The organism is Blautia sp. MB18-30, assembly GCF_023669475.1.
GTDB classification, from domain to species: domain Bacteria; phylum Bacillota; class Clostridia; order Lachnospirales; family Lachnospiraceae; genus Blautia_A; species Blautia_A fusiformis.
In genome coordinates this window covers 73,215-97,450 of sequence record NZ_JAMOYY010000006.1, presented here as the reverse complement: position 1 = coordinate 97,450, position 24,236 = coordinate 73,215, and the positions used below count along the sequence as shown (strand labels likewise).

The 24,236-nt window shown below is 47.5% G+C and carries 22 protein-coding genes; 1 reads left to right on the top strand and 21 read right to left on the bottom strand.

Annotated features, from left to right (window positions below):
- Position 1: 1 nt before the first annotated feature.
- The 6 genes from era to NCY57_RS04485 all read right to left on the bottom strand — a co-directional run bounded on the left by era (position 2) and on the right by NCY57_RS04485 (position 7,965).
- Positions 2 to 910, bottom strand: coding sequence for a GTPase Era (gene era, locus NCY57_RS04510; RefSeq protein ID WP_015525809.1), 909 nt, complete (start codon positions 908 to 910; stop codon positions 2 to 4).
- Positions 911 to 978: 68 nt separating this feature from the next.
- A complete protein-coding gene (locus tag NCY57_RS04505) occupies positions 979 to 3,900 on the bottom strand; it encodes an insulinase family protein (RefSeq protein ID WP_250789519.1) in 2,922 nt (973 codons plus the stop codon).
- 141 nt (positions 3,901 to 4,041) lie between these two features.
- Positions 4,042 to 4,620 carry a DUF6553 family protein gene (locus NCY57_RS04500; RefSeq protein WP_021977108.1) on the bottom strand — a complete coding sequence of 193 codons (579 nt, stop codon included), beginning with the start codon at positions 4,618 to 4,620 and terminating at the stop codon, positions 4,042 to 4,044.
- A gap of 57 nt (positions 4,621 to 4,677) precedes the next feature.
- Positions 4,678 to 5,271, bottom strand: a complete 594-nt coding sequence (locus tag NCY57_RS04495; protein WP_021977109.1) for a DUF5662 family protein — start codon at positions 5,269 to 5,271, stop codon at positions 4,678 to 4,680.
- Complete coding sequence (locus NCY57_RS04490; RefSeq protein WP_250789518.1) at positions 5,222 to 7,147, bottom strand: Type II secretory pathway, pullulanase PulA and related glycosidase; 1,926 nt, start codon at positions 7,145 to 7,147, stop codon at positions 5,222 to 5,224. The genes NCY57_RS04495 and NCY57_RS04490 overlap by 50 nt, the downstream gene beginning before the upstream one ends.
- A gap of 62 nt (positions 7,148 to 7,209) precedes the next feature.
- On the bottom strand, positions 7,210 to 7,965 hold the full coding sequence (locus NCY57_RS04485) for an exodeoxyribonuclease III (protein ID WP_178004229.1): 756 nt from the start codon (positions 7,963 to 7,965) through the stop codon (positions 7,210 to 7,212).
- Positions 7,966 to 8,165: 200 nt separating this feature from the next.
- Here NCY57_RS04485 and NCY57_RS04480 point away from each other — a divergent pair, with 200 nt between their 5' ends.
- Positions 8,166 to 8,540: a DUF1292 domain-containing protein gene (locus tag NCY57_RS04480; protein WP_015525805.1), complete on the top strand. Its 375-nt coding sequence runs from the start codon at positions 8,166 to 8,168 to the stop codon at positions 8,538 to 8,540.
- Between the two features lie 94 nt (positions 8,541 to 8,634).
- On the opposite strand, the gene NCY57_RS04475 is transcribed toward NCY57_RS04480, so the two are convergent.
- From NCY57_RS04475 to NCY57_RS04405, 15 genes are all read right to left on the bottom strand, one after another.
- A complete protein-coding gene (locus NCY57_RS04475; RefSeq protein WP_174095713.1) occupies positions 8,635 to 9,147 on the bottom strand; it encodes a deoxyuridine 5'-triphosphate nucleotidohydrolase in 513 nt (170 codons plus the stop codon).
- Between the two features lie 43 nt (positions 9,148 to 9,190).
- Complete coding sequence (gene nrdG, locus NCY57_RS04470; RefSeq protein ID WP_044961222.1) at positions 9,191 to 9,682, bottom strand: anaerobic ribonucleoside-triphosphate reductase activating protein; 492 nt, start codon at positions 9,680 to 9,682, stop codon at positions 9,191 to 9,193.
- 3 nt (positions 9,683 to 9,685) lie between these two features.
- Positions 9,686 to 11,779, bottom strand: a complete 2,094-nt coding sequence (locus NCY57_RS04465) for a polyribonucleotide nucleotidyltransferase (protein WP_114001447.1) — start codon at positions 11,777 to 11,779, stop codon at positions 9,686 to 9,688.
- A gap of 197 nt (positions 11,780 to 11,976) precedes the next feature.
- On the bottom strand, positions 11,977 to 12,243 hold the full coding sequence (rpsO, locus tag NCY57_RS04460; protein ID WP_015525801.1) for a 30S ribosomal protein S15: 267 nt from the start codon (positions 12,241 to 12,243) through the stop codon (positions 11,977 to 11,979).
- A gap of 155 nt (positions 12,244 to 12,398) precedes the next feature.
- Positions 12,399 to 13,298 carry a bifunctional riboflavin kinase/FAD synthetase gene (locus NCY57_RS04455; RefSeq protein WP_118625419.1) on the bottom strand — a complete coding sequence of 300 codons (900 nt, stop codon included), beginning with the start codon at positions 13,296 to 13,298 and terminating at the stop codon, positions 12,399 to 12,401.
- Between the two features lie 34 nt (positions 13,299 to 13,332).
- Complete coding sequence (gene truB, locus NCY57_RS04450) at positions 13,333 to 14,223, bottom strand: tRNA pseudouridine(55) synthase TruB (RefSeq protein ID WP_370816446.1); 891 nt, start codon at positions 14,221 to 14,223, stop codon at positions 13,333 to 13,335.
- Between the two features lie 7 nt (positions 14,224 to 14,230).
- Complete coding sequence (locus NCY57_RS04445; RefSeq protein ID WP_022426620.1) at positions 14,231 to 15,187, bottom strand: DHH family phosphoesterase; 957 nt, start codon at positions 15,185 to 15,187, stop codon at positions 14,231 to 14,233.
- Positions 15,188 to 15,196: 9 nt separating this feature from the next.
- Positions 15,197 to 15,565, bottom strand: a complete 369-nt coding sequence (rbfA, locus tag NCY57_RS04440; RefSeq protein ID WP_015525797.1) for a 30S ribosome-binding factor RbfA — start codon at positions 15,563 to 15,565, stop codon at positions 15,197 to 15,199.
- A 12-nt stretch (positions 15,566 to 15,577) separates the two neighbouring features.
- Positions 15,578 to 18,271 carry a translation initiation factor IF-2 gene (gene infB / locus NCY57_RS04435; RefSeq protein WP_015525796.1) on the bottom strand — a complete coding sequence of 898 codons (2,694 nt, stop codon included), beginning with the start codon at positions 18,269 to 18,271 and terminating at the stop codon, positions 15,578 to 15,580.
- A 42-nt stretch (positions 18,272 to 18,313) separates the two neighbouring features.
- Positions 18,314 to 18,631 (bottom strand): L7Ae/L30e/S12e/Gadd45 family ribosomal protein, encoded by a 318-nt coding sequence (locus tag NCY57_RS04430; protein ID WP_021650310.1) that lies wholly within the window; start codon positions 18,629 to 18,631, stop codon positions 18,314 to 18,316.
- The gene (gene rnpM / locus NCY57_RS04425; protein ID WP_015525795.1) at positions 18,618 to 18,896 is read right to left on the bottom strand and encodes an RNase P modulator RnpM; all 279 of its coding nucleotides are present in this window, start codon (positions 18,894 to 18,896) and stop codon (positions 18,618 to 18,620) included. Before rnpM ends, NCY57_RS04430 begins: the two co-directional genes overlap by 14 nt.
- Positions 18,896 to 20,089, bottom strand: a complete 1,194-nt coding sequence (gene nusA / locus NCY57_RS04420; RefSeq protein WP_059085213.1) for a transcription termination factor NusA — start codon at positions 20,087 to 20,089, stop codon at positions 18,896 to 18,898. Before nusA ends, rnpM begins: the two co-directional genes overlap by 1 nt.
- A 41-nt stretch (positions 20,090 to 20,130) precedes the next feature.
- Positions 20,131 to 20,595: a ribosome maturation factor RimP gene (rimP, locus tag NCY57_RS04415; RefSeq protein WP_021650312.1), complete on the bottom strand. Its 465-nt coding sequence runs from the start codon at positions 20,593 to 20,595 to the stop codon at positions 20,131 to 20,133.
- 193 nt (positions 20,596 to 20,788) lie between these two features.
- On the bottom strand, positions 20,789 to 22,561 hold the full coding sequence (locus tag NCY57_RS04410; protein WP_173739878.1) for an amino acid ABC transporter ATP-binding/permease protein: 1,773 nt from the start codon (positions 22,559 to 22,561) through the stop codon (positions 20,789 to 20,791).
- Entirely contained in the window at positions 22,473 to 24,233 is a 1,761-nt protein-coding gene (locus tag NCY57_RS04405; RefSeq protein ID WP_173739868.1) for an ABC transporter ATP-binding protein/permease, read from the bottom strand. Before NCY57_RS04405 ends, NCY57_RS04410 begins: the two co-directional genes overlap by 89 nt.
- Between the last annotated feature and the right edge of the window lie 3 nt (positions 24,234 to 24,236).

Here is a 24,236-nt window from a genome sequence, read left to right as displayed (position 1 = left end):
TTCAGATTTCTTTCTTATCATATCCAAAGTTCTTGATCAGGAAATCACTGTCTCTCCAGTTCTTAGTCACCTTGACCCAGAGCTTTAGGTTTACCTTTGCTTCCAGCATACGCTCCAGCTCATAGCGGGCATTGCTTCCGATCTTTTTCAGCATGGCACCCTGTTTTCCGATGATGATGCCTTTATGGGAATTACGCTCGCAGATGATGGTCGCATCAATATCTATGATGTTGCTTCTTCCCGGACGTTTCTTCATCCGGTCGATGGCAACGGCGATACCGTGAGGGATCTCCTCATCCAGTGCATGCAGAGCCTTCTCACGGATGATCTCTGCGGCGATCTGGCGCTGAGGCTGGTCGGTAACTGTATCTTCATCATAGAACATCGGTCCGTACGGAAGATATTTGAAAATACTTGGAATGATATCCTGTGTGTTTTTTCCGCGGAGGGCAGAGCAAGGAATGATCTCTGCAAAATCACAGATCTTACGGTAGGTATCGATCGCAGGAAGAAGCTCTTCTTTTTTTACCGTATCGATCTTGTTGATGATGAGAATCACTGGAACTCCAACCTTCTGCAGCTGCTCGGCAATGTGGCGCTCTCCCGCACCTACGAATGTGGATGGCTCCACCAGCCACATAATGGCATCTACTTCCTTCAGGGTTCTCTCCGCAACCTGTACCATGTATTCTCCAAGCTTGTTTTTTGCCTTGTGGATACCCGGTGTGTCCAAAAATACGATCTGTCCCTCATCACAGGTATACACAGTCTGTATCTTGTTTCTGGTTGTCTGTGGCTTGTTTGATGTGATGGCGATCTTCTGTCCGATAAGATGGTTCATCAGCGTGGATTTTCCAACATTCGGTCTTCCGATGATCGCAACAAAGCCTGATCTAAAATTATTATCCATTCTTTATCCTCTCATAATCCTTTCACAGCCTGCTATCCCATTTAACGGACAGCAGGCTTTGTTTCTCATCAGCCGATCAGTGGCTTCACTTCCATGAATACATCTTCCGCCTTCTCTATTGCAGTCTCACTTCCTACTACGCAGATCTGATCATCGGAAAGTACTGCTTCTACAAGAGCTGCCAGTTTCTGGATATCCTCCTTCTGCGCTCCGAGGATCTGATTTCTTTCCTTCTGGAGCATATCCTCTGTAACATTGGAGAAATATGCGGTTTTTGAGATACTTCCCTGCATCTGCGGAGTTCTCGGCACATCCTTGTTGCTGATCGTTCCGATAATATATTTTGTCATCTCACGCTCGTCTGCCTCAAAGGCACGGATATAATCCGGCACTCCTTGGTATACTTCCAGGGTTCTCTTTAGATGGGGATCACGGTAGGATACCAGGAAGCTCTCTCCGTTTCTCTTAAAGCCGCTCATGCAGCCATACGCTCCACCCTTTACACGAAGGTTGATCCAGAGATAATCGTAGCTTAAGATCACTTTCAAGATCTCCAGTGCACCGGTATACTCCAGGCCTTTTTTGCGGAAGTTTCCGTTCTGTGCCACATACTGGACCTGGCCGGAGGTCTTGAAGGCTTCGTTTTTCTTTATGCAGGGGGCCTGCTTCACAGACTCCGGCTTCTGTCCGTTAAACAAAACTTTTTTGATCCCGGCAGCCTGTGCTTTTACTACATCCAGAGATTCTCTCTCTCCGGTATAGCTTACACAGAAATTCTCCGGACGAAGGACCTCTTCCATCACCTTACGGAGATTTTTCACGATCTCATCCTTGCAGCTGTCAAAATCCTTCTCCAGTTTTTCGATAAACTGATAATATCCGATTCCTGCCATCTCATCCTGGAATGCCGCCATCGGAGATGCGTAGGAAGCACCACGGAGAACGGCGGTGGAATGGCCTGCACTTGCAAGGCTGGCCTGGGCTCTGGATCTCACTCTGGCAATGATCTCGTAGAGACGTTTGGTGTCATCCAGCTTCGAAGTTGTAAGAACCTCCCGGATCATGGAAAACATGAAATCCATCTCCGGATATAACGCTTTTCCTCTTACGGCAAACATGGCACGGAATGCATCGGTATCCTGGGCATCATCAAAAACCTCTATCCCATAGGCAATACCGCCGGTTCTCGCATTCACTTCATTAAACAGCTCGCCATAAGTGTAATTCTCCGTATCCACTGCACCAAGCACAGATTTCAGAAGTCCCAGATAATGGACTGTATCAACATCAAAGTCATGGATCTCAAAAAGAAGATCCGCATAACCGATACCATTGGTGCACACATCATGATACAGAAACAAGCTGTCCTCCACATGGTGCTCCTCGTTTGTCAGCCCTGTGATCTCTTTTTTGATGTCTTCTCTGGAAAGCATGGGGATGCAGGTCAGCGCTTCCGGAGCTTCCTCCGCTTCCTGATAAGCCTCCAGCGCTTTGGTATTCTCTACCATCCGGGTAAGCTCTTCATCAGAAAGGCTCTTTCTGTAATTCTCCAGCTTTTCTTCCAGTTCCTTATCCCTCTTTGCTGCAAGGCCCTTCTCCGGTACCAGGGAAAGGATCGCACCATGAGTGTTGCCCAGAAGATATTTTCGGATCAGCTCCTCAAAATATCCCTCTTCTAGGGCTTTCTTAAGGAACTCAAAGCCCTCCAGAAGCTGCACCTCACAGAACGGCTTCGTATCATCATAAAGCCAGCTGCTTAAAATATCCAGGCCATACATCAGTCCCTTCGGATAGGAAGAGAAATCTGCCTCACGGAAACGGAATTCGTAGTAGTTGATTCCGGCTGTTACTGCCTTCTTGTCGATACCTTCCTCCATGATCTTTGTGAGGGTGTCACGGATCACTTTGACAAATTCCTCTTTCTGGCTTAAGTTGGCTCCCTTTGCCACGATGGAGAAATAGGTCTGTTTGATTCCATCCTCAAAGGAGCCATAGATATCCTTGCCAATCTTTGCATCCAGAAGTGCCTGTTTCAGCGGTGCACCCGGTGCGCTTAAAAGTGCGTAATCCAGGACTTCGAAAGCAAGACTTAAGTTGATATCTGCTGCTTCACCCACAACCATATTGTAGGAAAGATAAGTGTTATCCTCTTCTCCTTCGTCCTCTGACACCGGATAATTTTTCTGGATATCTTTTACCTGGGCAAAAGCTTCCTGATCCCGGATCTGGGAATCAATGGCAAGGGAATCAAAGGCAGACAGATAATGGCTGTCAATAAACTCCAGTTTCTCCTCCATATCCATGTTTCCATAGAGATAGATAAAGCTGTTGGACGGATGATAGTACTGTCTGTGGAAATCCAGGAATTCCTCGTAACTGAGATCCGGGATATTTACAGGATCTCCGCCGGACTCACAGCCATAGGTGGTATCCGGGAACAGCGAATTCATGATCTCACGCTCCAGAACATCATCCGGTGAGGAAAAAGCACCCTTCATTTCATTGTAAACGACACCGTTGTATTTCAGCGGGCCTTCTTTTTTCTCCAGATGGTAGTTCCAGCCTTCCTGACGGAAGATCTCTTCTTTTTTGTAAATATTCGGATAGAATACCGCATCCAGATATACATGCATCAGATTCTGGAAATCCCGGTCATTACAGCTTGCTATCGGGTAGCAGGTCTTATCCGGATAGGTCATGGCATTAAGGAAGGTATTAAGAGAACCTTTTACCAGCTCCACAAAAGGATCCTTAAGCGGAAATTCCCTGGAGCCGCACAGTACGCTGTGTTCCAATATATGAGCAACACCTGTGCTGTTTTTCGGCGGTGTACGGAATGCAATGTTAAAAACCTTATTCTCATCACTATTCTCGATGAGCATCACTCTGGCTCCTGTTTTTTTGTGTCTCAGAAGCCATCCTTTTGAATGAATATCCTGAAGCTCCTCTTCCTTCAGGACTTCATATGCGTTCAGATGATTGGGATTCATAAAATAGTAACCTCCTGAATGTTTCTCTTCACACCCGACATGGATCTTCGTTCAAAAAATCTCAGAATATTTTATCGGATGCATGGCAACAAAAGGCTGCCTGAGTAGTCAGACAGCCTGAAACGGAAGCGCTCCGGCCTCCTAAATGTTTCCTTCGTTGGGATAATACTGCCTGTAGATCTCTCTGGCAGCTCTTGTGATGATTCCAAGCTCAGCTTCCATTCCAAGATTAGCCGGAAGCTCCACAGCTGTTTCCCTGATGTCTCTCTGGACCTTGGCCTTCGCACTGTCCTCCTTGATGTGGATCAGGCCGAAAATCATTGTGTTATAGGATTTATCTGTCTGACAGAGATCCATGTAGACCAGAACCAGATGACAGCATTCCCGGTAAAGAAGCTCCTCATAAAGACCGCCCTTTTCCTGGAACTCCTGAAATTTCAGCTTCTTAAGATACTTGCCTATCTCTTTCTTCGCACTTCTTGTACCAAAGAATCTGGAAGCGGAATTCCGGTTAAACTCCATGGTCATCCAGAGACCGAGATAACCGTCTGCCCTGGTATCACCAGTCTCAGCTTTATCGCTGTAACGGATCTCCCAGAGTTCCTTGCGGATCCTGTTTTCTTCCGGTTCTTCTCCTGCTGCAATGGACTGCTCCAGAAGCTTCAGGCGCTCCATGGGATCTTTCTCTCTATAGTATTTCGCAATTGTTGGTGTATCCATTCATTCTTCCTCCTGATATCTGAATATTATATCAGACAACCTGCCAAAAATACACCCCTATCTGTGATTTCGAAGCTTTTTCCCAGGGCTTTTCACTTTTTTTCCGCGGTTATCACATAGATATACATTGCGGATATACCACAGGGTCTTATCCTCTCCGTATTTATCCAGGATCCGGAGAAGTCCCTCCAGCTCTTTCTTTGTCTGTGGGTGGATAAACCACAGCTTCTCCTTGCTTTTCAGAAAATACTGCAATGGTTCATGATAGGTATATTCCTCTCCCAGATAGTTTCTGGATGCACTGATCCGGTCCATGACCATTTCCGCCACATATTTTCTGGGCATTCTGGCTCCCATGATCACATGCTCACCGTCAAGGGAATAGTCTACCCAATGTTCAAAATGGTGTCTGTTTCTTCCCTTATGGTGCAGCCAGGACATGGATACGCCGGTTGCCTCACGTTCCGCGTTGTTGGGGCTTCTTGTCCCCTGATAATATTTACAGCCTACCAGAAATTCCGTCGGGGAATATTTGGACAGGTCATGAAGCAACCCCTGCTTATATAACCCGATACGAAAACAATATTTCATCACCAGAAGCTTATGCCTCGTGATGGTCCTGAAGTGCAGCCACGGGTGCCATGATCGCATCTTTCTCCGCCTCCTGTCTGCCCAGCAATACCACAATGGCGCGGGGGCCTATTTCGATTGATTTTTTATATTCTTCTTCCTCCTCCAGACAGAATCCTGTTCCGTGAAGAGAGGTATCTGCGATTTTTTTCCAGCACATGCCTTCCGGGAGATTGGGCAGAGCAAGGCTCCGGTTTTCCCAGTGGAAATTATAGCCGATGTAAATAAAATCATCCTCTGCAGCCTCCAGATCCTCTTTTTCCCTTGCATAAGCTCCGTAGTACATCATACCAAGAAGCCTGCTGGTATTCTCATAGCTCAGATACCAGGCACGTTCCCCGTGAAGAGACACATCCGGGAACCCCTTGGTCAGATAATCTACCCCTTTCAGTTCCACCGGCATATGAAGAACAGGATGGGCCTTACGAAAAGCAATGGCATCCTTTACAAATTCCCTCAGTCCCTGGTTTCTGGAAAGGCCCTTCCAGTCTGTCCAGCCGGTAGCATTATCCTGACAGTAGGCATTATTGTTTCCGCTCTGGGAATTGCCGAATTCATCGCCGTGATAGATCATGGGAACACCCTGACTCAGCAGCATCATCAGAAAGGCATTTTTGATCTGGCGTTCCCTCATCTGACGGACGGAAACCTTACGGGTAGGGCCTTCCACGCCGCAGTTCCAGGAATAATTATAGCTGCTTCCGTCCTGATTGCCTTCGCCATTGGCCTCGTTATGTTTATAATTGTAGCTCACCAGGTCATTCATGGTAAATCCGTCCTGGCAGACCATGTAATTGATCACTCCATGATTCTCGCTGTTATGACGGATATGCCATGCTGCAGCCTCCACCATACCTTCATCGCTTTTCAGGAAACGGCGCATATCCTGGAGAAAATTCATATTGCTCTCCGCTCCGCAACGTCTGGCCGGAAGCTTTCCTCTGTAAAAATGATCAAAATCAAAGCCCTGGAAGATCAGTTTTGCTCCGGAAAGGATTCCATCCCGAAGAAGCATCTCCCGGTTAAAGCCCTCTCCCAGCACATGAAATCCATCTACATGGTAAAAATCTCTCCAGAACTGCAAAGCTCGAAGAGCCATCAGGCTGTCTGTTTCCTCTGGAAAATAGAATTCCATGATACAGGCAATGCCGTTCTTGTGCAGCTCCCGGATCATATACCGAAATTCCTGCTCCGGTTCTCTGGTGCTACAGTAAGCACTCTTCGGGCTGAAATAGAAGCCGGATGCATAGCCCCAGTAATTCACTACATTTTCCTTTCGACGGGTCTTGATGTGTTCACTGCCTTCCTTCGATTTACTGATCGGAACCTCACAGAATTCATAGGCAGGCATCAGTTCAATGGCATTGATCCCAAGTTCTTTCCAGTAAGGGATCATCTCTGTCAGGCCAAGAAAAGTCCCCTTATGGGAAACCATCTTTCTGGCAAGCTTCGTATAACCACGGACATGAAGCTTGTACAGGATCATATTTTCATATTCTACTGCCGGTGCAGTTTCATTTTCCCAGCCGGAAACATTCTCATTAAGGAAGCGACAGCGGACCTCCTTTTCCGGATCGTAAGGTACTCCGAAATGCGCTCTCCCGTGAAGTCCGTATGCATACGGATCCTGCACGATCTCACCGTCTATTTTATAATTATATTCAAACTCCTTCAGAGAAGCACTGCACAGCTTCAGCGCCCACACACGTCCTGTATGGAAATCCTTCGGAAAAACGATCTCCACCGGTGCGGCAGTTCCTCTTTTTTTATATAAAAGCAGGGACACTTCGGAATCTTCCGATGCCTCCACTGCAAAATTATAACCGCCCTCCATTTTGTTGGCTCCAAGTATCAGCGGCTGACCTTTCTCCACTCGACCTAATCTGCGGCTTGCCAAGGCAACTCCTCCTTTTCTCTTTTTATTATTCAAATCCATAGAAATCCTTTTCGCCGGATCCGTCACAGATCAATATCCAGCTCAACCGGGCAATGATCGGATCCCATGATCTCTCCGTGGATCTTCGCATCCTGAAGCTTTTCTTTCAGGGAAGGGGAAACAAGGAAATAGTCGATACGCCAGCCGGCGTTCTTCTCTCGTGCACGGAAACGGTAGGACCACCAGGAGTAAACGCCCTCTTTATCCGGATAAAAATAGCGGAATGTATCAATAAAGCCACTCTCAAGGGCTCTGGTAAAGCAGGCTCTCTCTTCATCAGTAAAGCCTGCATTTTTGCGGTTGGTCTTCGGATTCTTGAGATCGATCTCCTGATGTGCCACATTAAGGTCGCCACAACAGATCACCGGTTTCTTCTCCTGCAGTTTCAGAAGATAAGCTAAAAAATCCTCTTCCCATTTCATACGGTATTCCAAACGGCGGAGCTCGCTCTGGGAGTTGGGAGTATATACAGTCACAAAATAATACTCTTCGAATTCCAGTGTGATGACACGTCCTTCTTTATCATGCTCCTCTATCCCGATCCCGTAAGCCGCAGACAATGGCTCCCTCTTCGTAAAAATGGCTGTACCTGAATAGCCTCTGCGGTTTGCGTAGTTCCAGTACTGATGATATCCGGGAAGTTCCAGCTTTACCTGTCCCTGCTGGCATTTCGTCTCCTGCAGACAGAAAATATCCGCATCCAGCTCATGAAAGCGTTCCTCAAAGCCCTTGGTGATACAGGCCCGGATCCCATTTACATTCCAGGAAATAAATTTCATATTTTTATATTTTCTCCTCATTTTTTCGTCATATTTTTATTATATCTCACATTGTCGGATTAAGCAAAAAATATTTTGAAAGTTTTCTCAGGCTCTCAAATATTTTGTTGCTGTTCTACGTCATATCTGTTAAAATGTTCTCTATATCATGCAGAGCTGCCCTCTTATTTACAGGCAGCAGCAGAACGGAGGATTTTTTTATGAGTGATGAATTTAACAAAAGCGGATGTGCACCAAGCGACTGCGCTTCCTGCACAGCTAACTGCGAAAGCAAGGTAGATGAAGCACATCATACCATCACCCTGACTATGGATGATGATACTGAGGTAGAATGTGCCATCCTTACTATTTTCCCTGTAGAGAACAAAGAATATATCGCACTTCTCCCACTGGATGAGAACGGCCAGAATGAGACCGGTGAGGTTTATCTCTACAGCTTCTCCCGCACAGCAGACGGCGATCCGATGCTGGCAAACATTGAAGATGATGAAGAGTACGACGCTGCCGCAAATGCCTTTAACGCAGTCGTGGAAAAAGCACGTGCAGACGAGGAGGCAGACGCACCTCTCAGCTAAACAGTGCATTTATCGGAAAGCAGTAACTACACAAAACAAGCCCGGAAAATCGGATGTATGTGGTCTTCACACCTCCGCCTTCCGGGCTTTTGTTTTATTTTGTGGTACTTCCGAAGCCGCCGTTTCTTACTGCATCTGCATCGTCATCCACGGTGATTCCGTATTCCACAAAGATCCCCTGCATAAAACCGGTTCCTGCCGGAATCTGGATCGTTTTATCTTCTCTTGTATCGTTAGTCAGCTTGGCAAAGATATGACCTTCGTTGTCGGAAAAGAAATAATCGCTGTCAATGATTCCCACTGTGTTATTGAGCTGCAGCCGGAATTTAAATCCCAGTCCGCTTCTCGGATAACATTTCAGGACCCAGCCCTCTTCCATCTCTACGCGGATACCGGTTGGTATCTTTACGATCTCACCCGGCTTCATGGTCACATCCACAGGTGCATAAAAATCATATCCTGCACTTCCGGTCGTAGCTCTCTTCGGAAGCTTCAGACTGTCGTAGATATTCCGGAGCTCCTCTTCTGAATACTGTTCAAAGGTATCCTTCCAGTCCTTTGCAAACTGTTCAAAACTTACCTTGTGAAATTTCGCAATTCTTTTCATTTTTCGTTCCACTCCCAATAGGTAATTTCAAAAAAACCTCTGATCACTCCGTGTACAGAACCACACGGTTCTCACGAAGTGACGCCTGTACATCGATCACCCTCTGATTTGAGGAGCCTTTCCATTTCAGACGAACCTCTTTCTTGTCCACCTGAAATTCCCCGTCCACGCATACATCCAGATAATGGATGATCTCGTACTGCTGGATCTCTTCCCAGAGAGAACCGGTATACAGCCAGATGGTCTTATCCGGATACTTCTCTCTGATCTCTCTTGCAAGAGCTGTTACCTCAGCGATATTGGAAGGATGCAGAGGATCTCCTCCTGAGAATGTGATCCCGCTGATATAATCCTTGTCCAGCTCTGCAAATATCTCAGCTCGCTCGCTGTCCGTAAATGGGAGACCTCCGTTTGGATCCCAGGTAATTGGATTCTGGCACTCCCGGCAGCCGTGTGAACAGCCGGCCACCCAGAGTACTACACGAAGTCCGTCTCCGTTTAACATATCGTCCTTGGTAATATTGTGATATCTCATCATTTATGCTTCTTCCGGTACATCCTTCATGCTGAAGCTGATTCTTCCCATCTTGTCCTTGCCAAGGCAGATAACCTTAACTTTGTCGCCAAGTGTGAGAACATCCTCAACACGGTTGATCCTCTGTTTGGAGATCTTGGAAATGTGTACCATTCCCTCCTTGCCCGGTGCAAACTCAAGGAACGCACCAAACTCTTTGATGCTGACTACGCGTCCTGTAAAGATCTGTCCTGCCTCAAACTCGGTAGTGATGATCTCGATCATACGTTTTGCTTCATCCATACCCTTCTGGTCTGTTCCGCAAATGGAAACTGCGCCGTCATCTGTGATGTCGATCTTCACACCTGTACGCTCGATGATCGTGTTGATGGTCTTTCCTCTCTGTCCGACTACATCACCGATCTTCTGCGGGTCGATCTGGATCTGGATGATCTTCGGAGCAAACTCACCAACGCTTGTACGAGGCTTGTCGATACATTTCTCCATAACTTCTGTCAGGATATATTCTCTTGCCTCTTTTGTCCTGCGGATCGCCTCCTCAACGATCGGTCTTGTAAGACCATGGATCTTGATATCCATCTGGATCGCTGTGATTCCGTCATGTGTTCCGGCTACCTTGAAATCCATATCTCCGAAGAAGTCCTCAAGGCCCTGGATATCTGTAAGAACGATGTAATCATCGTCTGTTTCACCTGTAACAAGTCCACAGGAAATACCTGCAACCGGTTTCTTGATCGGTACACCGGCAGCCATCAGTGACATGGTAGATGCACAGATACTTGCCTGGGATGTGGAACCGTTGGACTCAAATGTCTCAGATACGGTACGGATTGCATACGGGAACTCCTCTTCTGTAGGAAGTACCGGTACCAGTGCTCTCTCAGCAAGTGCTCCGTGGCCGATCTCACGGCGTCCCGGTCCTCTGGAAGGTTTTGTCTCACCTACGGAGTAGGACGGGAAGTTGTAGTGATGCATATATCTCTTGGATGTCTCAAACTCATCCAGTCCGTCAAGACGCTGTGCCTCTGTAAGAGGAGCCAGTGTGGTAACGGTACAGATCTGAGTCTGTCCTCTTGTGAACATGGCAGAACCGTGAACTCTCGGGATAATGTCTGTCTCCGCAGCCAGCGGACGGATCTGTCTGATCTCACGGCCGTCCGGACGTTTGTGATCTTTGAGGATCATCTTGCGGACAGTCTTCTTCTGGTACTGATATACAGCCTCACCGAGAACGGCAAGCCACTCTTCGTTATCTGCAAAAGCTTCTTTCAGCTTGTCTGTGATCTCGCTGATATTATTCTCACGTGTCTGTTTGTCATCGGAGAATACGGCAACCTCCATCTCTTCCGGAGGAACGATCTTCTTGATCTCATCAAAGAGTTCCTGCGGTACTGCACAGGACTCGTAGGAATGTTTCTCTTTTCCGCACTCAGCTACGATCTGGTCGATGAATTTAATGATCTCCTGGTTTACTTCGTGAGCCTTGTAGATGGCTTCGATCATCTTGTCTTCCGGAATCTCGTTGGCTCCGGCCTCGATCATGATAACTTTCTCTCTTGTGGAAGCTACGGTAAGCTGAAGGTCAGAAACTGCCTTCTGTGCAAGTGTCGGGTTGATGATGAACTCGCCGTCGATCATGCCAACCTGTGTGGTTGCACATGGGCCGTCAAATGGGATATCAGAAATACAGGTTGCAATGGAAGAACCAAGCATAGCCGGGATCTCCGGATTGCACTCCGGATCAACAGACATAACCATGTCTACCAGTGTTACGTCATTTCTGTAATCCTTCGGGAACAGTGGACGCATTGGGCGGTCGATAACACGGGATGTAAGGATCGCATGTTCGCTTGCCTTACCCTCTCTCTTGTTGAATCCTCCCGGGATCTTTCCTACTGCGTACATTTTCTCCTCATACTCAACGCTTAACGGGAAGAAATCGATCCCTTCTCTTGGCTCTTTGGATGCGGTAGCAGTAGCAAGGACCGTAGTATCACCGTAGTGCATAAGAGCAGCACCATTGGCCTGTTTCGCTACACGTCCGATATCTACAGTCAGTGTTCTTCCTGCAAGTTCCATGGAATAACTTTTGTACATATTCGTTCTCCTTTTCTTATTATATTAATATCTGACAGGAGCCCGAAACAACTGAAAAGACCACTTCCTTTGAAAAAGATCTCGACCGGAAATGGGCTTTTCAGTAGTCTCGGAAATCACTCCTGCGGTAATTCCGTCTGTGTTTATCACACATGTTAAAATGGGGCGGATGGAATCATCCGCCCCTCCCGTAGCAATTATTTTCTTAAACCTAATTTCTCAATCAGTGCACGGTATCTTTCGATGTCTGTTTTCTTAAGATAAGCAAGAAGGCCACGTCTCTGACCTACCATTTTCAGAAGACCTCTTCTGGAATGATGATCTTTGTGGTGTGTTTTAAGATGCTCTGTGAGCTCCTGGATTCTTGCTGTAAGAACTGCAACCTGAACCTCCGGTGAACCTGTGTCACCCTCTGTTCTTGCATACTCTTTCATGATCGCTGTTTTCTTCTCTTTAGAAATCATTGTTGTTTCCTCCTTGAAATTTTAATTAAACGCCGGGTATTAAGAAGTGGTCGGAGTCTCCGGCTTCTGAATACTGGCTTTTTTCACCTCGAACAGTATAGCACACGGTTTCTGACCTGTAAACTGTTTTTTCGAAAAGTTTTTCCCGAAAGTTTTTATTTTTCGAGACTGCGGAAATAAGCCTTTCCCTTTTCTGCATCCTTCAGGAGCTGCTGCTTTAGTGCTTCTATGGACGAAAAGCGCTTCTCCGGTCTGGAATAATGAAAGAATTCCACTCTGCAGGGCTCTCCGTACAGATCCTCCTCGCAGTCAAAAAGATAGGTCTCAACACCCAGGAATTTCTCTCCGATGGTTGGTTTATATCCTACGTTTGTGATCCCGCAAAGGGTTCTGTCCTTAAAATGGGACACGGTATCATAAACGCCATTTGGCGGCATCAGCTTTTCTTTTGCAGGAACGATATTGGTAGTGGGAAGAAGGACCTTATGTCCCATTCCTCTTCCATGTTCGATCACACCGTCCACAAAAAAGGGGATTCCCAGCAGATCATTAACCTTTTCCATATTTCCCTTTTTCAGTTCCTCACGGATAAATGTACTGCTGATCTTTCTGCGGCCTTCCATTTCTTTCGGAACAACATCCACAGTAAAGCCAAGCTTCCTTCCCATAGTCTCCAGAAGCTGTGGTGTTCCCTTGCGTTCATACCCGAACCTGAAATCTTCTCCCACTGCAACATGCTCCGCCTGAAGATCTCCCACCAGGATTTCTTTAATAAAGGTTTCCGCCTTCATATGACGGATCCGGTTATCCAGCGGACATTCGATCAGCACATCCACGCCTGCTTTCTCAAGAAGCTGACATCGTTCCTCTTTTGTAAAGATCATCTGACTGCCGATGCCAAGAGAAAAAAGGACTGTCTGCAGACCTTTTTCTTTCTGTTCCAGGATCTTCTCCACCAGTTTCTGGTGTCCACGGTGTATGCCGTCAAATTTTCCAAGTGTCACCGCACTCTTTGAAAGGCGCGGAAATTCTCCGTCGATCTTCAAGTATTCCATATCTTCTGCTGCTCCTGCAAGTTTTTATAAAATGTCATACAAAAAACATGCGGATGGGTACGTATTTCTGTTTTCTTTCATCCCAGCCGTATATTCCTGTGAAATTTCCGCTGCTTTTATACATCCGGACTTTTTCTTCCCTGCTGCCTCCCTGTACCAGTTCTTCCGGAAGCGGGTTTCCGTTATTGAGAAGTCTGTCTCCCTCCGGTGTACAGGTAAGGACCGGATACATGGAAAGTACATCCTCGATGGAAACAAGCTTTTCCCCGATGGTCCCATCGGCAACCGCTTCCTCCACCTGGGAAAGTGTCATGCTCTCTTCCAGAGTGAAATTTCCGGACCTGGTCCGAAGCAGCTCTTCCATGGCTCCGCCGCAGCCTAATTTTTCTCCGATGTCATTGCAAAGTGTACGGATATAGGTGCCCTTGCTGCAGGTAACGCTTATGCGTACCAGCGGAAGCTCCATATCCAGTATCCTTATCTCATAAAAAACCACAGGGCGCGGCTTACGCTCTATGGTTTTTCCTTCTCTGGCCAGTTCATAAAGCTTCTTTCCGTTTACCTTCAGGGCCGAATACATAGGAGGGACCTGCTGCTGTTCTCCCACAAAGGATCCCACTGCCTCACGGACTTCCTCTTCCGTGACGGTAACAGGTTTCTCAGAAAGAACAGCTCCGGTCATGTCCTGGGTATCTGTGGAAACTCCCAGCCTTAAAACCGCCTCATATGTTTTTTCTTTTTCTGTAAGAAGCTCCACCAGCCGGGTCCCCTTGCCCAGTGCAACAGGAAGTACTCCCTCTGCTGCCGGATCCAGAGTCCCAGTATGGCCAATCTTTTTCATGTGGAGAATCCCACGCAGCTTTGCAACAACATCATGAGAGGTATAACCTTTTTCCTTTCGGATCACAAGTATTCCGTCCATGATCTTATCTTTACTCCTCTGCAAGCTGTTTTTCAATTTCAGCAGTAAGGTTATTGATCACATCGTACATGGAGCCCTGCATATCACAGCCGGCTGCACGCACATGTCCGCCGCCTCCGAAAAATACGGCAATCTTGCTTACATCCACCTTACCATTGGAACGGAGAGATACCTTAAAGAGCTGCGTCTGCATCTCATAGATAAAGATCGCAACCTCCACACCAGCAGTCAGACGGAGCTGGCTCACGATTCCCTCCAGATCCTTTCCTTCCACACTGTAGAAATCCATCTCCCGTTTTTTCAGATATCCGACCACACACTTACCGCCCTGAAGGAGAATACTCTCTGCCAGGACACGTCCCATGACCTGATTCTGAAGATATGTTTTCTGGTAAAAGGACTCATCGATGATCCTGCTGAAATCAAATCCTGTTTTCATCAGTTCTCCGGCGATCCTCATGGTTTCCGGTGTTGTGGAAGAATACTGGAACACGCCGGTATCATGTGCCATTCCTGTATAAATAGGAACCGCAATAGAACGATCGATCTTGTCTGAATCCAGAAGTCCGTAAAGAACTTCGCTGGCAGAGCTGATCTCGCCTCTTACATGATTGACATCCGCAAATCCGTTATTGCTCACATGATGATCAATGCAGGCTGTCTTTTTTGCTGCATCGAAATATTTCCGAGCAACAGCAAGCCTGTCCAGTGCGCTGACATCACAGGTGATAAAAAGATCATACACCTTATCTTCTTCTGCTTCTGTCTTAACCTCATCCATTCTGTCAATGTAATCAAATACAGGTTTCCGGTCTTCCAGATAAACATCTGCTTCTATATCAGGAAAATATTTCCGGATATAGAGATACAGAGCCATACAGGAACCAATGCAGTCCCCATCCGGACGGATGTGACCGCCAATGCCAACGGTTTTTACATTTTCCAGTATTTCTGAAATGTTTTTCATTTTTTCCACCTATTCCTCTGTTTCCATCCCACTCATTACGTCATTGATCTTCTTTGACATATTTACACCATATTCAATAGACTCATCCAGAACAAAACGGATCTCCGGTGTATTGCGGAGATTCAGTCTTCTGGCCAGTTCTCTCCGAACATAGCCCTCTGCATTCTTTAAGCCCCGGAGGGTGGAATCCTTGGCCTGTTTCTCGCCCAGCACACTGATGTAAGCTTTGCAGGTCTTAAGATCCGGTGCCACCTCAACAGCTGTCACAGAAGTCATCGGATGAATTCTGGGGTCCTTGATCTCGCTGTGTATGATGGTGCTGAGTTCTTTTTGAACTGCACCATTCACACGTGTATTTTTAATGCTGTTTTTTCTCATTACGAATCACTCCTATCTTGGTACCTCTACCATGATATATGCTTCGACTTTATCTTCTTCTTTGACATCATTAAAGTCATTAAATACAAGACCGCACTCATATCCGGCACGAACTTCCTTGACATCATCCTTAAATCTCTTCAGAGATGCAAGCTCACCCTCGAAGATCTGGTCCTCACCTCGTGTGATACGAACCTTACAGTTACGCTGGAATGTACCATCCAGCACATAGCTTCCTGCGATGGTTCCGACACCGGAGGCCTTGAACAGCTGACGAACCTCTGCGTGACCGATAACCTTCTCCTCGAATACAGGATCCAGCATACCCTTCATAGCTGCCTCTACATCCTCGATCGCCTGATAAATGACTTTATAAAGTCGAAGGTCAACGCCCTCCTGCTCAGCAAGCTGTTTTGCTGTAGTATCCGGACGTACATTAAAGCCGATGATGATCGCATTGGATGTTGCAGCAAGGCTGACATCAGACTCATTGATGGCACCTACACCACCATGGATCACCTTAACGATAACTTCCTCGTTGGAAAGCTTGGTAAGACTCTGTTTTACAGCCTCAACAGATCCCTGTACATCGGCCTTGACGATGATCGGAAGCTCCTTAAGATCGCTGGCCTGGATCTGGTCAAACAGGTTATCCAGAGAAAGCTTGCCTTTGGTCTCCTCGAGAAGACGGCTCTTGTTCTCTGTAACGAATGCGCCTGCAAAGTTCTTGGCTTCTTTATCGCTCTCAAAGGACATCAAGATCTCACCTGCATTAGGAACATCACCAAGTCCGAGGATCTCAACCGGAGTAGACGGACCTGCCTCTTTTACACGACGTCCCTTATCATCCATCATTGCACGTACCTTACCATTGCATGCACCTGCGGCAATAAAGTCTCCCACATGAAGAGTACCCTTCTGAACAAGGATGGTAGCAACCGGTCCTTTACCTTTATCAAGCTGAGCCTCAATAACAAGACCTCTTGCCTCACGGTTCGGATTGGCTTTGAGCTCGGAAACCTCAGCAGTAAGAAGAATCATCTCAAGAAGATTCTCAATTCCTTCTCCTGTATGTGCGGATACCGGAACAAAGATGGTGCTTCCGCCCCAGTCCTCAGGAATCAGTTCATACTCGGAAAGCTCCTGTTTTACACGCTCTACATTTGCACTTGGTTTATCGATCTTATTGATGGCAACGATGATCTCAACACCGGCTGCCTTTGCATGGCTGATCGCCTCTACTGTCTGCGGCATTACACCATCGTCTGCGGCAACGACCAGAACTGCGATATCTGTAGCGTTGGCACCACGCATACGCATAGCTGTGAACGCCTCATGTCCCGGTGTATCCAGGAATGTGATCTTCTGACCTTTGATATTTACCACGTAAGCACCGATGTGCTGTGTGATTCCGCCGGCCTCGCCTCTGGTTACGTTTGTATTACGGATGGCATCCAGAAGAGATGTTTTACCATGGTCAACGTGACCCATAACACAGACTACCGGAGGTCTCGGAACCATATCATCCTCATCCTCTTCGTCCTCTTTGAGGAGCTCTGCGATCACATCCACCTTTTCTTCCTTCTCAGCAATGATATCAAAGCCAAGTGCGATCTCCTCTGCCTTTTCAAAGTCGATCTCCTGGTTTACGGTTACCATGACACCTTCCATGAAAAGCTTCTTAACGATCACTGACGGCTGCATCTTCATTGCGTCCGCAAGCTCACGGATAGTAAGCTTCTCCGGAATGGTGATCTCCTTGATCTCCGGTTTCTTCTCTTCCTGCTTCGGCTGTGGATTCGGTTTCTGAAGTGCTTTCGGGATTCTGGAATTCGGTCTGCGTCCGCCCTGATTTGGTCTGCGTCCGCCCTGGGTACCTTTCTCGAATTCTTTCTTCTTGTTCTTATTCTCTCTGTCACGCTCACGCTTGCTGTCCTTGGATGTCTTGGTCAGCTCCGGAGTGAATACAGCATCTGAAGAGCCACCGCTTCTTCTCTGTCCCGGACGCTGTCCGCCGCCCTGGCCACCACGGTTTGCTCCGCTGAAACGGTTGTCTCCGCCTCTTCCGCCTTCGGAACGTCCGCCCTGGCCTCCCTGGCCACGGTTTGCTCCACCGCCGAAACGGTTTCCTCCGTCTCTTCTTCCTTCAAAGCTTCCGCCCTGACCTCCCTGGCCACGGTTTGCTCCACCGCCGAAACGGCTTCCGCCTCTTCCGTCATTCTGACGTGGGCCTCTGTTTCCCTCGCCCTGTCTTGCCGGACGTCCCTCACCATTCTGGGAACGATTTCCGCCAAAACGATTTCCGCCGTCTCTTCTTCCCTCGAAGGTTCTTCCGTCACGATTTCCGTCTCTTCTTCCTTCCGGACGGTTGCCCTGCGGTCTTCCGCCCTGAGTACGATTCTGGCCACTCTGACCGTTTCTCTGCTCACCGGACTCACCGTTTCGTGTGTTTGCTCCTGCGCTTCTCTGACCGCCGTTCTGTGGACGTGCCGGTCCCTTTCTCTCGCCTGCTGCCGGTTTTCTTCTTCCTTTACCGCCATCGCTGGCATTCTGTGCATGAAATACACGGATGATATTTTTTTTCTTTTTCGGTGCTTCAGATTTGTTACCCTCTGTATTCACCGTTGTTGTCTTTTCTTCTGTTTTTGGAGTATCCAATTGTCTATATTGCTCCTTTCCCGATCTGTTGAATTTATCTTTTATCATTTCTATCGTCAAACCTCCTTACAGACGCCTGTATCATGCAGGTTATCTGCCGGATTCTTTTTCCAGCGCCTTCATGATCGCCTTTGCAAAATTTTCGTCCTGCACGGCAAGGCTGGCACGGAATTCTTTGCCCATTGCTCTGCCCAGGCTCTCTTTGTCTGAAAGGAAATATAACGGAACTTCATAATAGGTACACATATTCCGAAATTTCTTTTTTGTGTTTTCGGAGGCATCATCTGCCACCAGTGCCAGGAAACCTTTTCCTGTTTTTACGGATTTCTCTGTGGAAAATTCTCCGCTCACTGTTTTTCCTGCTTTTGTCGCAAGTCCGATGAGTGATAAAACCTTATTGTTTTTCAATTGATCCAAACTCCTTTTTGAGGTTCTGATACACTTCATCCGGAACTGCCATTTTCAAGGAACGCTCCAGGCCATGGTTTTTGATAGCCTTTTCCAGGCATTCCTCTGAGAAACAAAGGTATGCGCCGCGTCCGTTTTTCTTACCTGTAGCGTCCAGGATGATCTCATTCTCTGATGTCCTGAGAACTCGTATCATTTCCTTTTTGCTTTTCATTTCCCTGCAGCCGGTACACTGACGCATGGGAATCTTGGTTCTCGTTTTCATTATTCTTCGGCATCTCCATCTGCTGTTTCTTCAGCTTCTGTTTCTGTCTCTTCTGTATCTTCCTCTGCTTCTTCAAGCTCTTCGGAAACAGCCTCTTCTGTCATTTCTTCCTCTGCTTCCTCGTGTTCCTCATCGTAATCATCGTAGAAGTCACCGGACTCTCTTGCCTGTGTCTCGCTCTTGATGTCGATCTTGAAGCCTGTAAGTCTTGCAGCAAGACGTGCGTTCTGTCCTTCCTTACCGATAGCAAGGGAAAGCTGGTAATCCGGAACTACGACCAGTGCGGTCTTCTCATCCGGGTCAGCCATAACTGCGATAACCTTTGCAGGGCTTAATGCATTCTCGATAAGGATCGCCGGGTTCTCATCCCAGTTGATGATATCGATCTTCTCACCGTGAAGCTCGTTAACAACTGCACCTACACGTGCACCGTTCATACCAACGCATGCTCCCACAGCATCTACATCCGGATCGTTGCTCCATACAGCGATCTTGGTACGGGAGCCTGCCTCACGGGCAATGCTCTTGATCTCAACGGTACCGTCTCTTACCTCTGCAACTTCGGACTCGAAAAGTCTCTTTACAAGACCGGGATGTGTTCTGGAAACCAGGATACGCGGTCCCTTCGGTGTATCCTTAACTTCAAGAATGTAAACTTTTACTCGCTCAGTTGGCTGGAAGGTCTCACCCTTTACCTGTTCGTTCTCTGTAAGTACTGCGTCTGCCTTACCAAGGTTGATGCTGACATTTTTGCCCATTACTCTCTGAACAATACCGGTTACCACTTCTTTTTCGATTCCATAGTACTGATCGTAAAGAACTTTACGCTCTTCCTCACGGATTTTCTGAAGAATGACATTCTTTGCATTCTGGGTTGCGATACGTCCGAATTCCTTGGACTGGATCTCAACCTTCATAACATCACCGATCTCTGCGTTCGTGTTTGTTTTCTGTGCATCCACCAGAGAAATCTCCAGCGCCGGATCCTCCACATGCTCTACAACAGTTCTGTCAGCGTAAACACTGAAGTCACAGGTCTCCGGATCGATCATAACGTGAACGTTATCTGCCTTTCCGAAATGGTTCTTACATGCCTGGATCAGTGACTGCTCAATTGCCTCCAGCAGTGTATCCTTACTGATGTTTTTCTCTTTTTCGAGAACGTCCAGCGCATCTCTTAAATCTCTGCTCATTTTTCTTTTTTCCTCCTGAATTTTACAGATTCGATTCTCTTTTAGAATTCGATCGCGAGACGAATCAGGGCAATATCTTTTTTATCAAAGGTACGTTCTGTGCCGTCTTCATCGATTGTCACACTGTTACTATCATATGCATTTAAAATACCGCAGAATTCTTTCTGTTTCTCGATGGGCCGGTAGGTACGGATCTCCACCAGCTTGCCAAGGCTTCTCTTAAAGTCTTTTTCTTTTTTAAGAGGCCGGTCAAGTCCCGGAGAACTGATCTCCATAATGTAGCTGTCCTCGATGAAATCCTGCTCATCCAGTATATCGCTGAATGCACGGCTTACGTCCTCGCAGTCATTGACTGTGATTCCGCCCGGCTTGTCGATATAGCCTCTGAGATACCAGGTTCCGGCTTCCTTGACATACTCCACGTCTACCAGCTCAAAGCCCCTGGACTCCACGATCGGTGTAAGGATCGCCTCTGTCTTCTGTTCATATTCTTCCCGTCTGCTCATGCTTCCCACCTGCCTTTCCTATTTCTGCCTATTTCTGAACAAATTCCTTCTCAGCAAATAGGAGCGGGCTCTCGCCCACTCCTATGCCAACAAGTTCTTAGTTTCGTTCATTGTAACACCAATGTCTGTTAAATGCAAGTATTAATTGCGATTTCCAGTTTTTGTGGTTTTTGTACATCCAACGTGCTATCTCTTATGATAATCTCCCATTCTCCATCTCATACACCACATCTGCCACGTTCATGGTGGAGACTCTGTGGGATACCAGGACTACAGTGCGGCGGGTGGTGTCTTCTTTCAGGGACTTGAGGATGATGCCTTCGTTGAGGGAATCCAGATTGGAGGTTGGTTCATCCAGAAGCAGAAGGGGGCTGTCATGGAGGAAGGCTCTTGCAATGCCGATTCTCTGTTTCTCGCCGCCGGAAAGGGTATCGCCCAGTTCCCCGACTTCTGTGTCATAACCTTTGGGGAGCGTCATGATAAAGTCGTGGATGGAGGCTTTTTTTGCGGCAGCCATGATCTCTTCACGGGTAGCTCCCGGCTTTGCAATGGCAATATTGTTTGCAATGGAATCGTGGAACAGGTGGGTTTCCTGTGTCACATAGCTTTCCAGGTCGCGAAGATGACGGGTGGGGATTTCCCGTACATCTTTGTTATCTACGAAGATATTTCCTTCGTTCACATCCCAGAAACGCATGAGAAGCTTCAGCAGTGTGGATTTTCCGGAGCCGCTGGAACCGTGGATACCGGTAATCTTACCCGGTGCAAGCTTCAGGGAGTAGTCATCCAGGATGGTTTCCTCTTCATATGCGAATGTCACATGAAAAGCTTCTGCACCTAAAAATCCAACAACAGATTCATTTTCAATCTTCTCCGAATCAGAGCTATATACTTCATCCTTTTCCCAACCCTTAACATACATACCAACTGTTATCCGTTCCGGTTCATTTTGTTTCTCCACATCATTAAACCTTCCAACTGCGTGAAGCCCGGTTCCATCCGGAAGCTCCTCCACCAGCGGCTTCTCCTCCAGAAGAGACAGCACACGCTCACCGCTTGCCAGAGTCTGGTTCAGATTATTGGAAAGGCTGGACAGCGCCACAACCGGACCAAAGGATCCCATCATGGCAATGGTACAGGTAAGGATTCCATCAAAACCGCTCTCTCCCATTCCATACAGATGGATCGTCAGTGCCAGCATTCCGAAAGAAGCCACCAGAATCACCAGATTTGTAAAAGATCTCTGGGAGCCCTCCATCCGGCTTAAATCCTCCTGCATTCCTGCAAGCTTTCTGGATTGATCAGACATCTGTGCTTTTCTTTTTTCGCCCTGACTATACTGGATCGTCTCATCAAGACCACGAAGTGAATCCAGCACAAAACTGTTCAGCTCACCGAACTCTGTACGGAATTCCATACCCTTCTGACTTCCACGCTTTCCGTTCCACATGGGGATCACCACGCCTACGATCAGATAGGCTGCCAGAGCCAGTACTCCGGCAAGCACATGGTATCTTCCGATAAAGATCACCATGATCACAGAAGTCAGCGTTGCAATAGCTATCGGGGAAATGGTATGTGCGTAAAAAACCTCCAGAAGCTCGATATCCGTAGTGATAATGGAGATCAGGTTACCCTTGTCACGGCCTTCCAGCTTTGCAGGACAAAGTTTTCGCAGAGCCGCAAATACCTTATGACGTATGATCGCCAGAAGCTTAAAGGCGATAAAATGATTGCAATACTGTTCCATATAATGAAAGATACCACGAAGCACCGCAATAAGGATCATCACTGCAAGGATCCTGTTCACAGAAACTCCGGAAAGCCAGGTACTCTTCATTGCTGCTTCCGAGATCACGGAGATCCCTGCACCTGCATCATTTCCTGCCAAACCATGAAGAATCACCTGACCTGCCAGGATCGTCAGGAAAATAGCACATAAATATCCAACGGTTCCCAGTATGATCGCCGCCCAGTGCCATCAGCTCCTCATGCTTTCCGCGCTCCCTGATCTCACCGTCCTTCAGGAAATAGATCTGATCGGACTGTACCACATTGGCAAGTCTGTGAGAGATCAGAAGTACTGTCCTGGTTTTTGCCATCTCATGGATCACATCCATGATCAGCTCTTCACTTTCCACATCAATATTGGAAGTGGCTTCATCCATAATGTACACAGGGGCATCCGCAAGAAGTGTCCTGGCGATCGCAAGCCTCTGGCACTGTCCGCCGGAAAGATTTCCAGCCTTTTCCAGAAGGAGCGTATCCAGACCATTCTGCGTATCCAGAAATCCCAGGAGATTGACCTTCTTAAGTACCTCACGCATCTCTGTATCTGTGGCATCTTTTTTTGCCATCTGAAGATTCTCACGGACTGTACCTTTAAACAGATAACTGTTGTGACGCACCAGAACCACATGTTTCATCAGCTCATCCTCACGGACATCTCTAAGAGGTACCCCTCCGATATGGAGCTCACCGGAAAATTCCCGGTTCTTTCCGGAAAGGATCCCCGCAATGGTACTCTTACCACAGCCGGACTCTCCAACCAGGGAAACAAAGCTTCCCGCAGGAACCTCAAGTTCAATTCCCTTAAGGATCTCACGATCCTTCTCATAGGAAAAATGCACATTCTGGAAAGAAATATCCAGGCCGCCATCCGGCAGAGTCTTCTCTCCGGCTTTCGGCTCCGGGAGATCCAGGATCCGAAAGATCTTGTCACTAGCAGCCATACCGTTCATGGCAATATGGAAAAAGGAGCCCAGGAGCCTGAGCGGCAGGAAAAATTCACTGGCCAGAAGCACAATGCAGAGAGTTCCGGAAAGGCTCAAGTTTCCATGAAGGAACTCCGTCACTGCCACAGCCATACCAACAGCCGCACCGCCATAAGCCACAATATCCATCACACTGGTGGAATTCAGCTGCATGGTCAGAACCTTCATGGTGATCTGACGGAACCGCTGGGATTCCGTATCCATCTCATCTGCTTTCTGCTGATCCGCCTGATAGATTTTCAAAGTAGTCAGGCCCTGAAGGTTTTCCAGAAAGGAATCTCCAAGACCGGTATAAATGCTCCAGTACCTGTTAAGAAGCTTCTTCGCAACCTTCTGTACCACCACAATGGAAATGGGGATCAGCGGCACGCAGATCAGAAGTACCACACTGGATCTCAGACTTACCCGGCAGAGGATCACAAACAGCGTCACCGGCGCGATCAGGCTGTAAAACAGCTGTGGGAGATATTTTCCGAAATAGGTTTCCAGCTGCTCTACTCCCTCTGTGGAAACCTGCACCACCTCAGAGGAGGAAACCTGCTCTCTGTAGGAAGCGCCAAGCTTCAGCATTTTTTCATAGATCTTTTCCCGGAGGATCCGTTTTACATCCACACAGGCCAGATAGGAAGACCTTGCCCCCATCCTCTCGCAGCAAAAACGGACCACCACAGCCAGGATCAGGGTAATAACCGTATGTTCCACCTCCGCCGTGGTCACATCTCCGTAAAACACCTTTTCCAGAAGACCTGCAATGGAAAAAACAGCCATCACCTGTGACAGCAGGGCCAGCCACTGCCACAGGATCGTATACACGATATATTTTTTTGCGTGGGATAAAAGCCCCACCAGTCTTGTCTTTATCATCAG

Coding starts and splice junctions, on each gene's coding strand:
- NCY57_RS04475 (WP_174095713.1), bottom strand. CDS start 9,147: ATGAAAAGAATTGCGAAATTTCACAAGGTAAGTTTTGAACAGTTTGCA.
- NCY57_RS04500 (WP_021977108.1), bottom strand. CDS start 4,620: ATGGATACACCAACAATTGCGAAATACTATAGAGAGAAAGATCCCATG.
- NCY57_RS04455 (WP_118625419.1), bottom strand. CDS start 13,298: ATGGAATACTTGAAGATCGACGGAGAATTTCCGCGCCTTTCAAAGAGT.
- infB (WP_015525796.1), bottom strand. CDS start 18,271: ATGATAAAAGATAAATTCAACAGATCGGGAAAGGAGCAATATAGACAA.
- NCY57_RS04480 (WP_015525805.1), top strand. CDS start 8,166: ATGAGTGATGAATTTAACAAAAGCGGATGTGCACCAAGCGACTGCGCT.
- NCY57_RS04465 (WP_114001447.1), bottom strand. CDS start 11,779: ATGTACAAAAGTTATTCCATGGAACTTGCAGGAAGAACACTGACTGTA.
- NCY57_RS04505 (WP_250789519.1), bottom strand. CDS start 3,900: ATGAATCCCAATCATCTGAACGCATATGAAGTCCTGAAGGAAGAGGAG.
- NCY57_RS04485 (WP_178004229.1), bottom strand. CDS start 7,965: ATGAAATTTATTTCCTGGAATGTAAATGGGATCCGGGCCTGTATCACC.
- NCY57_RS04405 (WP_173739868.1), bottom strand. CDS start 24,233: ATGATAAAGACAAGACTGGTGGGGCTTTTATCCCACGCAAAAAAATAT.
- NCY57_RS04445 (WP_022426620.1), bottom strand. CDS start 15,187: ATGAAAAACATTTCAGAAATACTGGAAAATGTAAAAACCGTTGGCATT.
- rpsO (WP_015525801.1), bottom strand. CDS start 12,243: ATGATTTCTAAAGAGAAGAAAACAGCGATCATGAAAGAGTATGCAAGA.
- rbfA (WP_015525797.1), bottom strand. CDS start 15,565: ATGAGAAAAAACAGCATTAAAAATACACGTGTGAATGGTGCAGTTCAA.
- rimP (WP_021650312.1), bottom strand. CDS start 20,595: ATGAGCAGACGGGAAGAATATGAACAGAAGACAGAGGCGATCCTTACA.
- era (WP_015525809.1), bottom strand. CDS start 910: ATGGATAATAATTTTAGATCAGGCTTTGTTGCGATCATCGGAAGACCG.
- NCY57_RS04495 (WP_021977109.1), bottom strand. CDS start 5,271: ATGCGATCATGGCACCCGTGGCTGCACTTCAGGACCATCACGAGGCAT.
- nusA (WP_059085213.1), bottom strand. CDS start 20,089: ATGAGCAGAGATTTAAGAGATGCGCTGGACGTTCTCGAAAAAGAGAAA.
- rnpM (WP_015525795.1), bottom strand. CDS start 18,896: ATGAAAACGAGAACCAAGATTCCCATGCGTCAGTGTACCGGCTGCAGG.
- nrdG (WP_044961222.1), bottom strand. CDS start 9,682: ATGAGATATCACAATATTACCAAGGACGATATGTTAAACGGAGACGGA.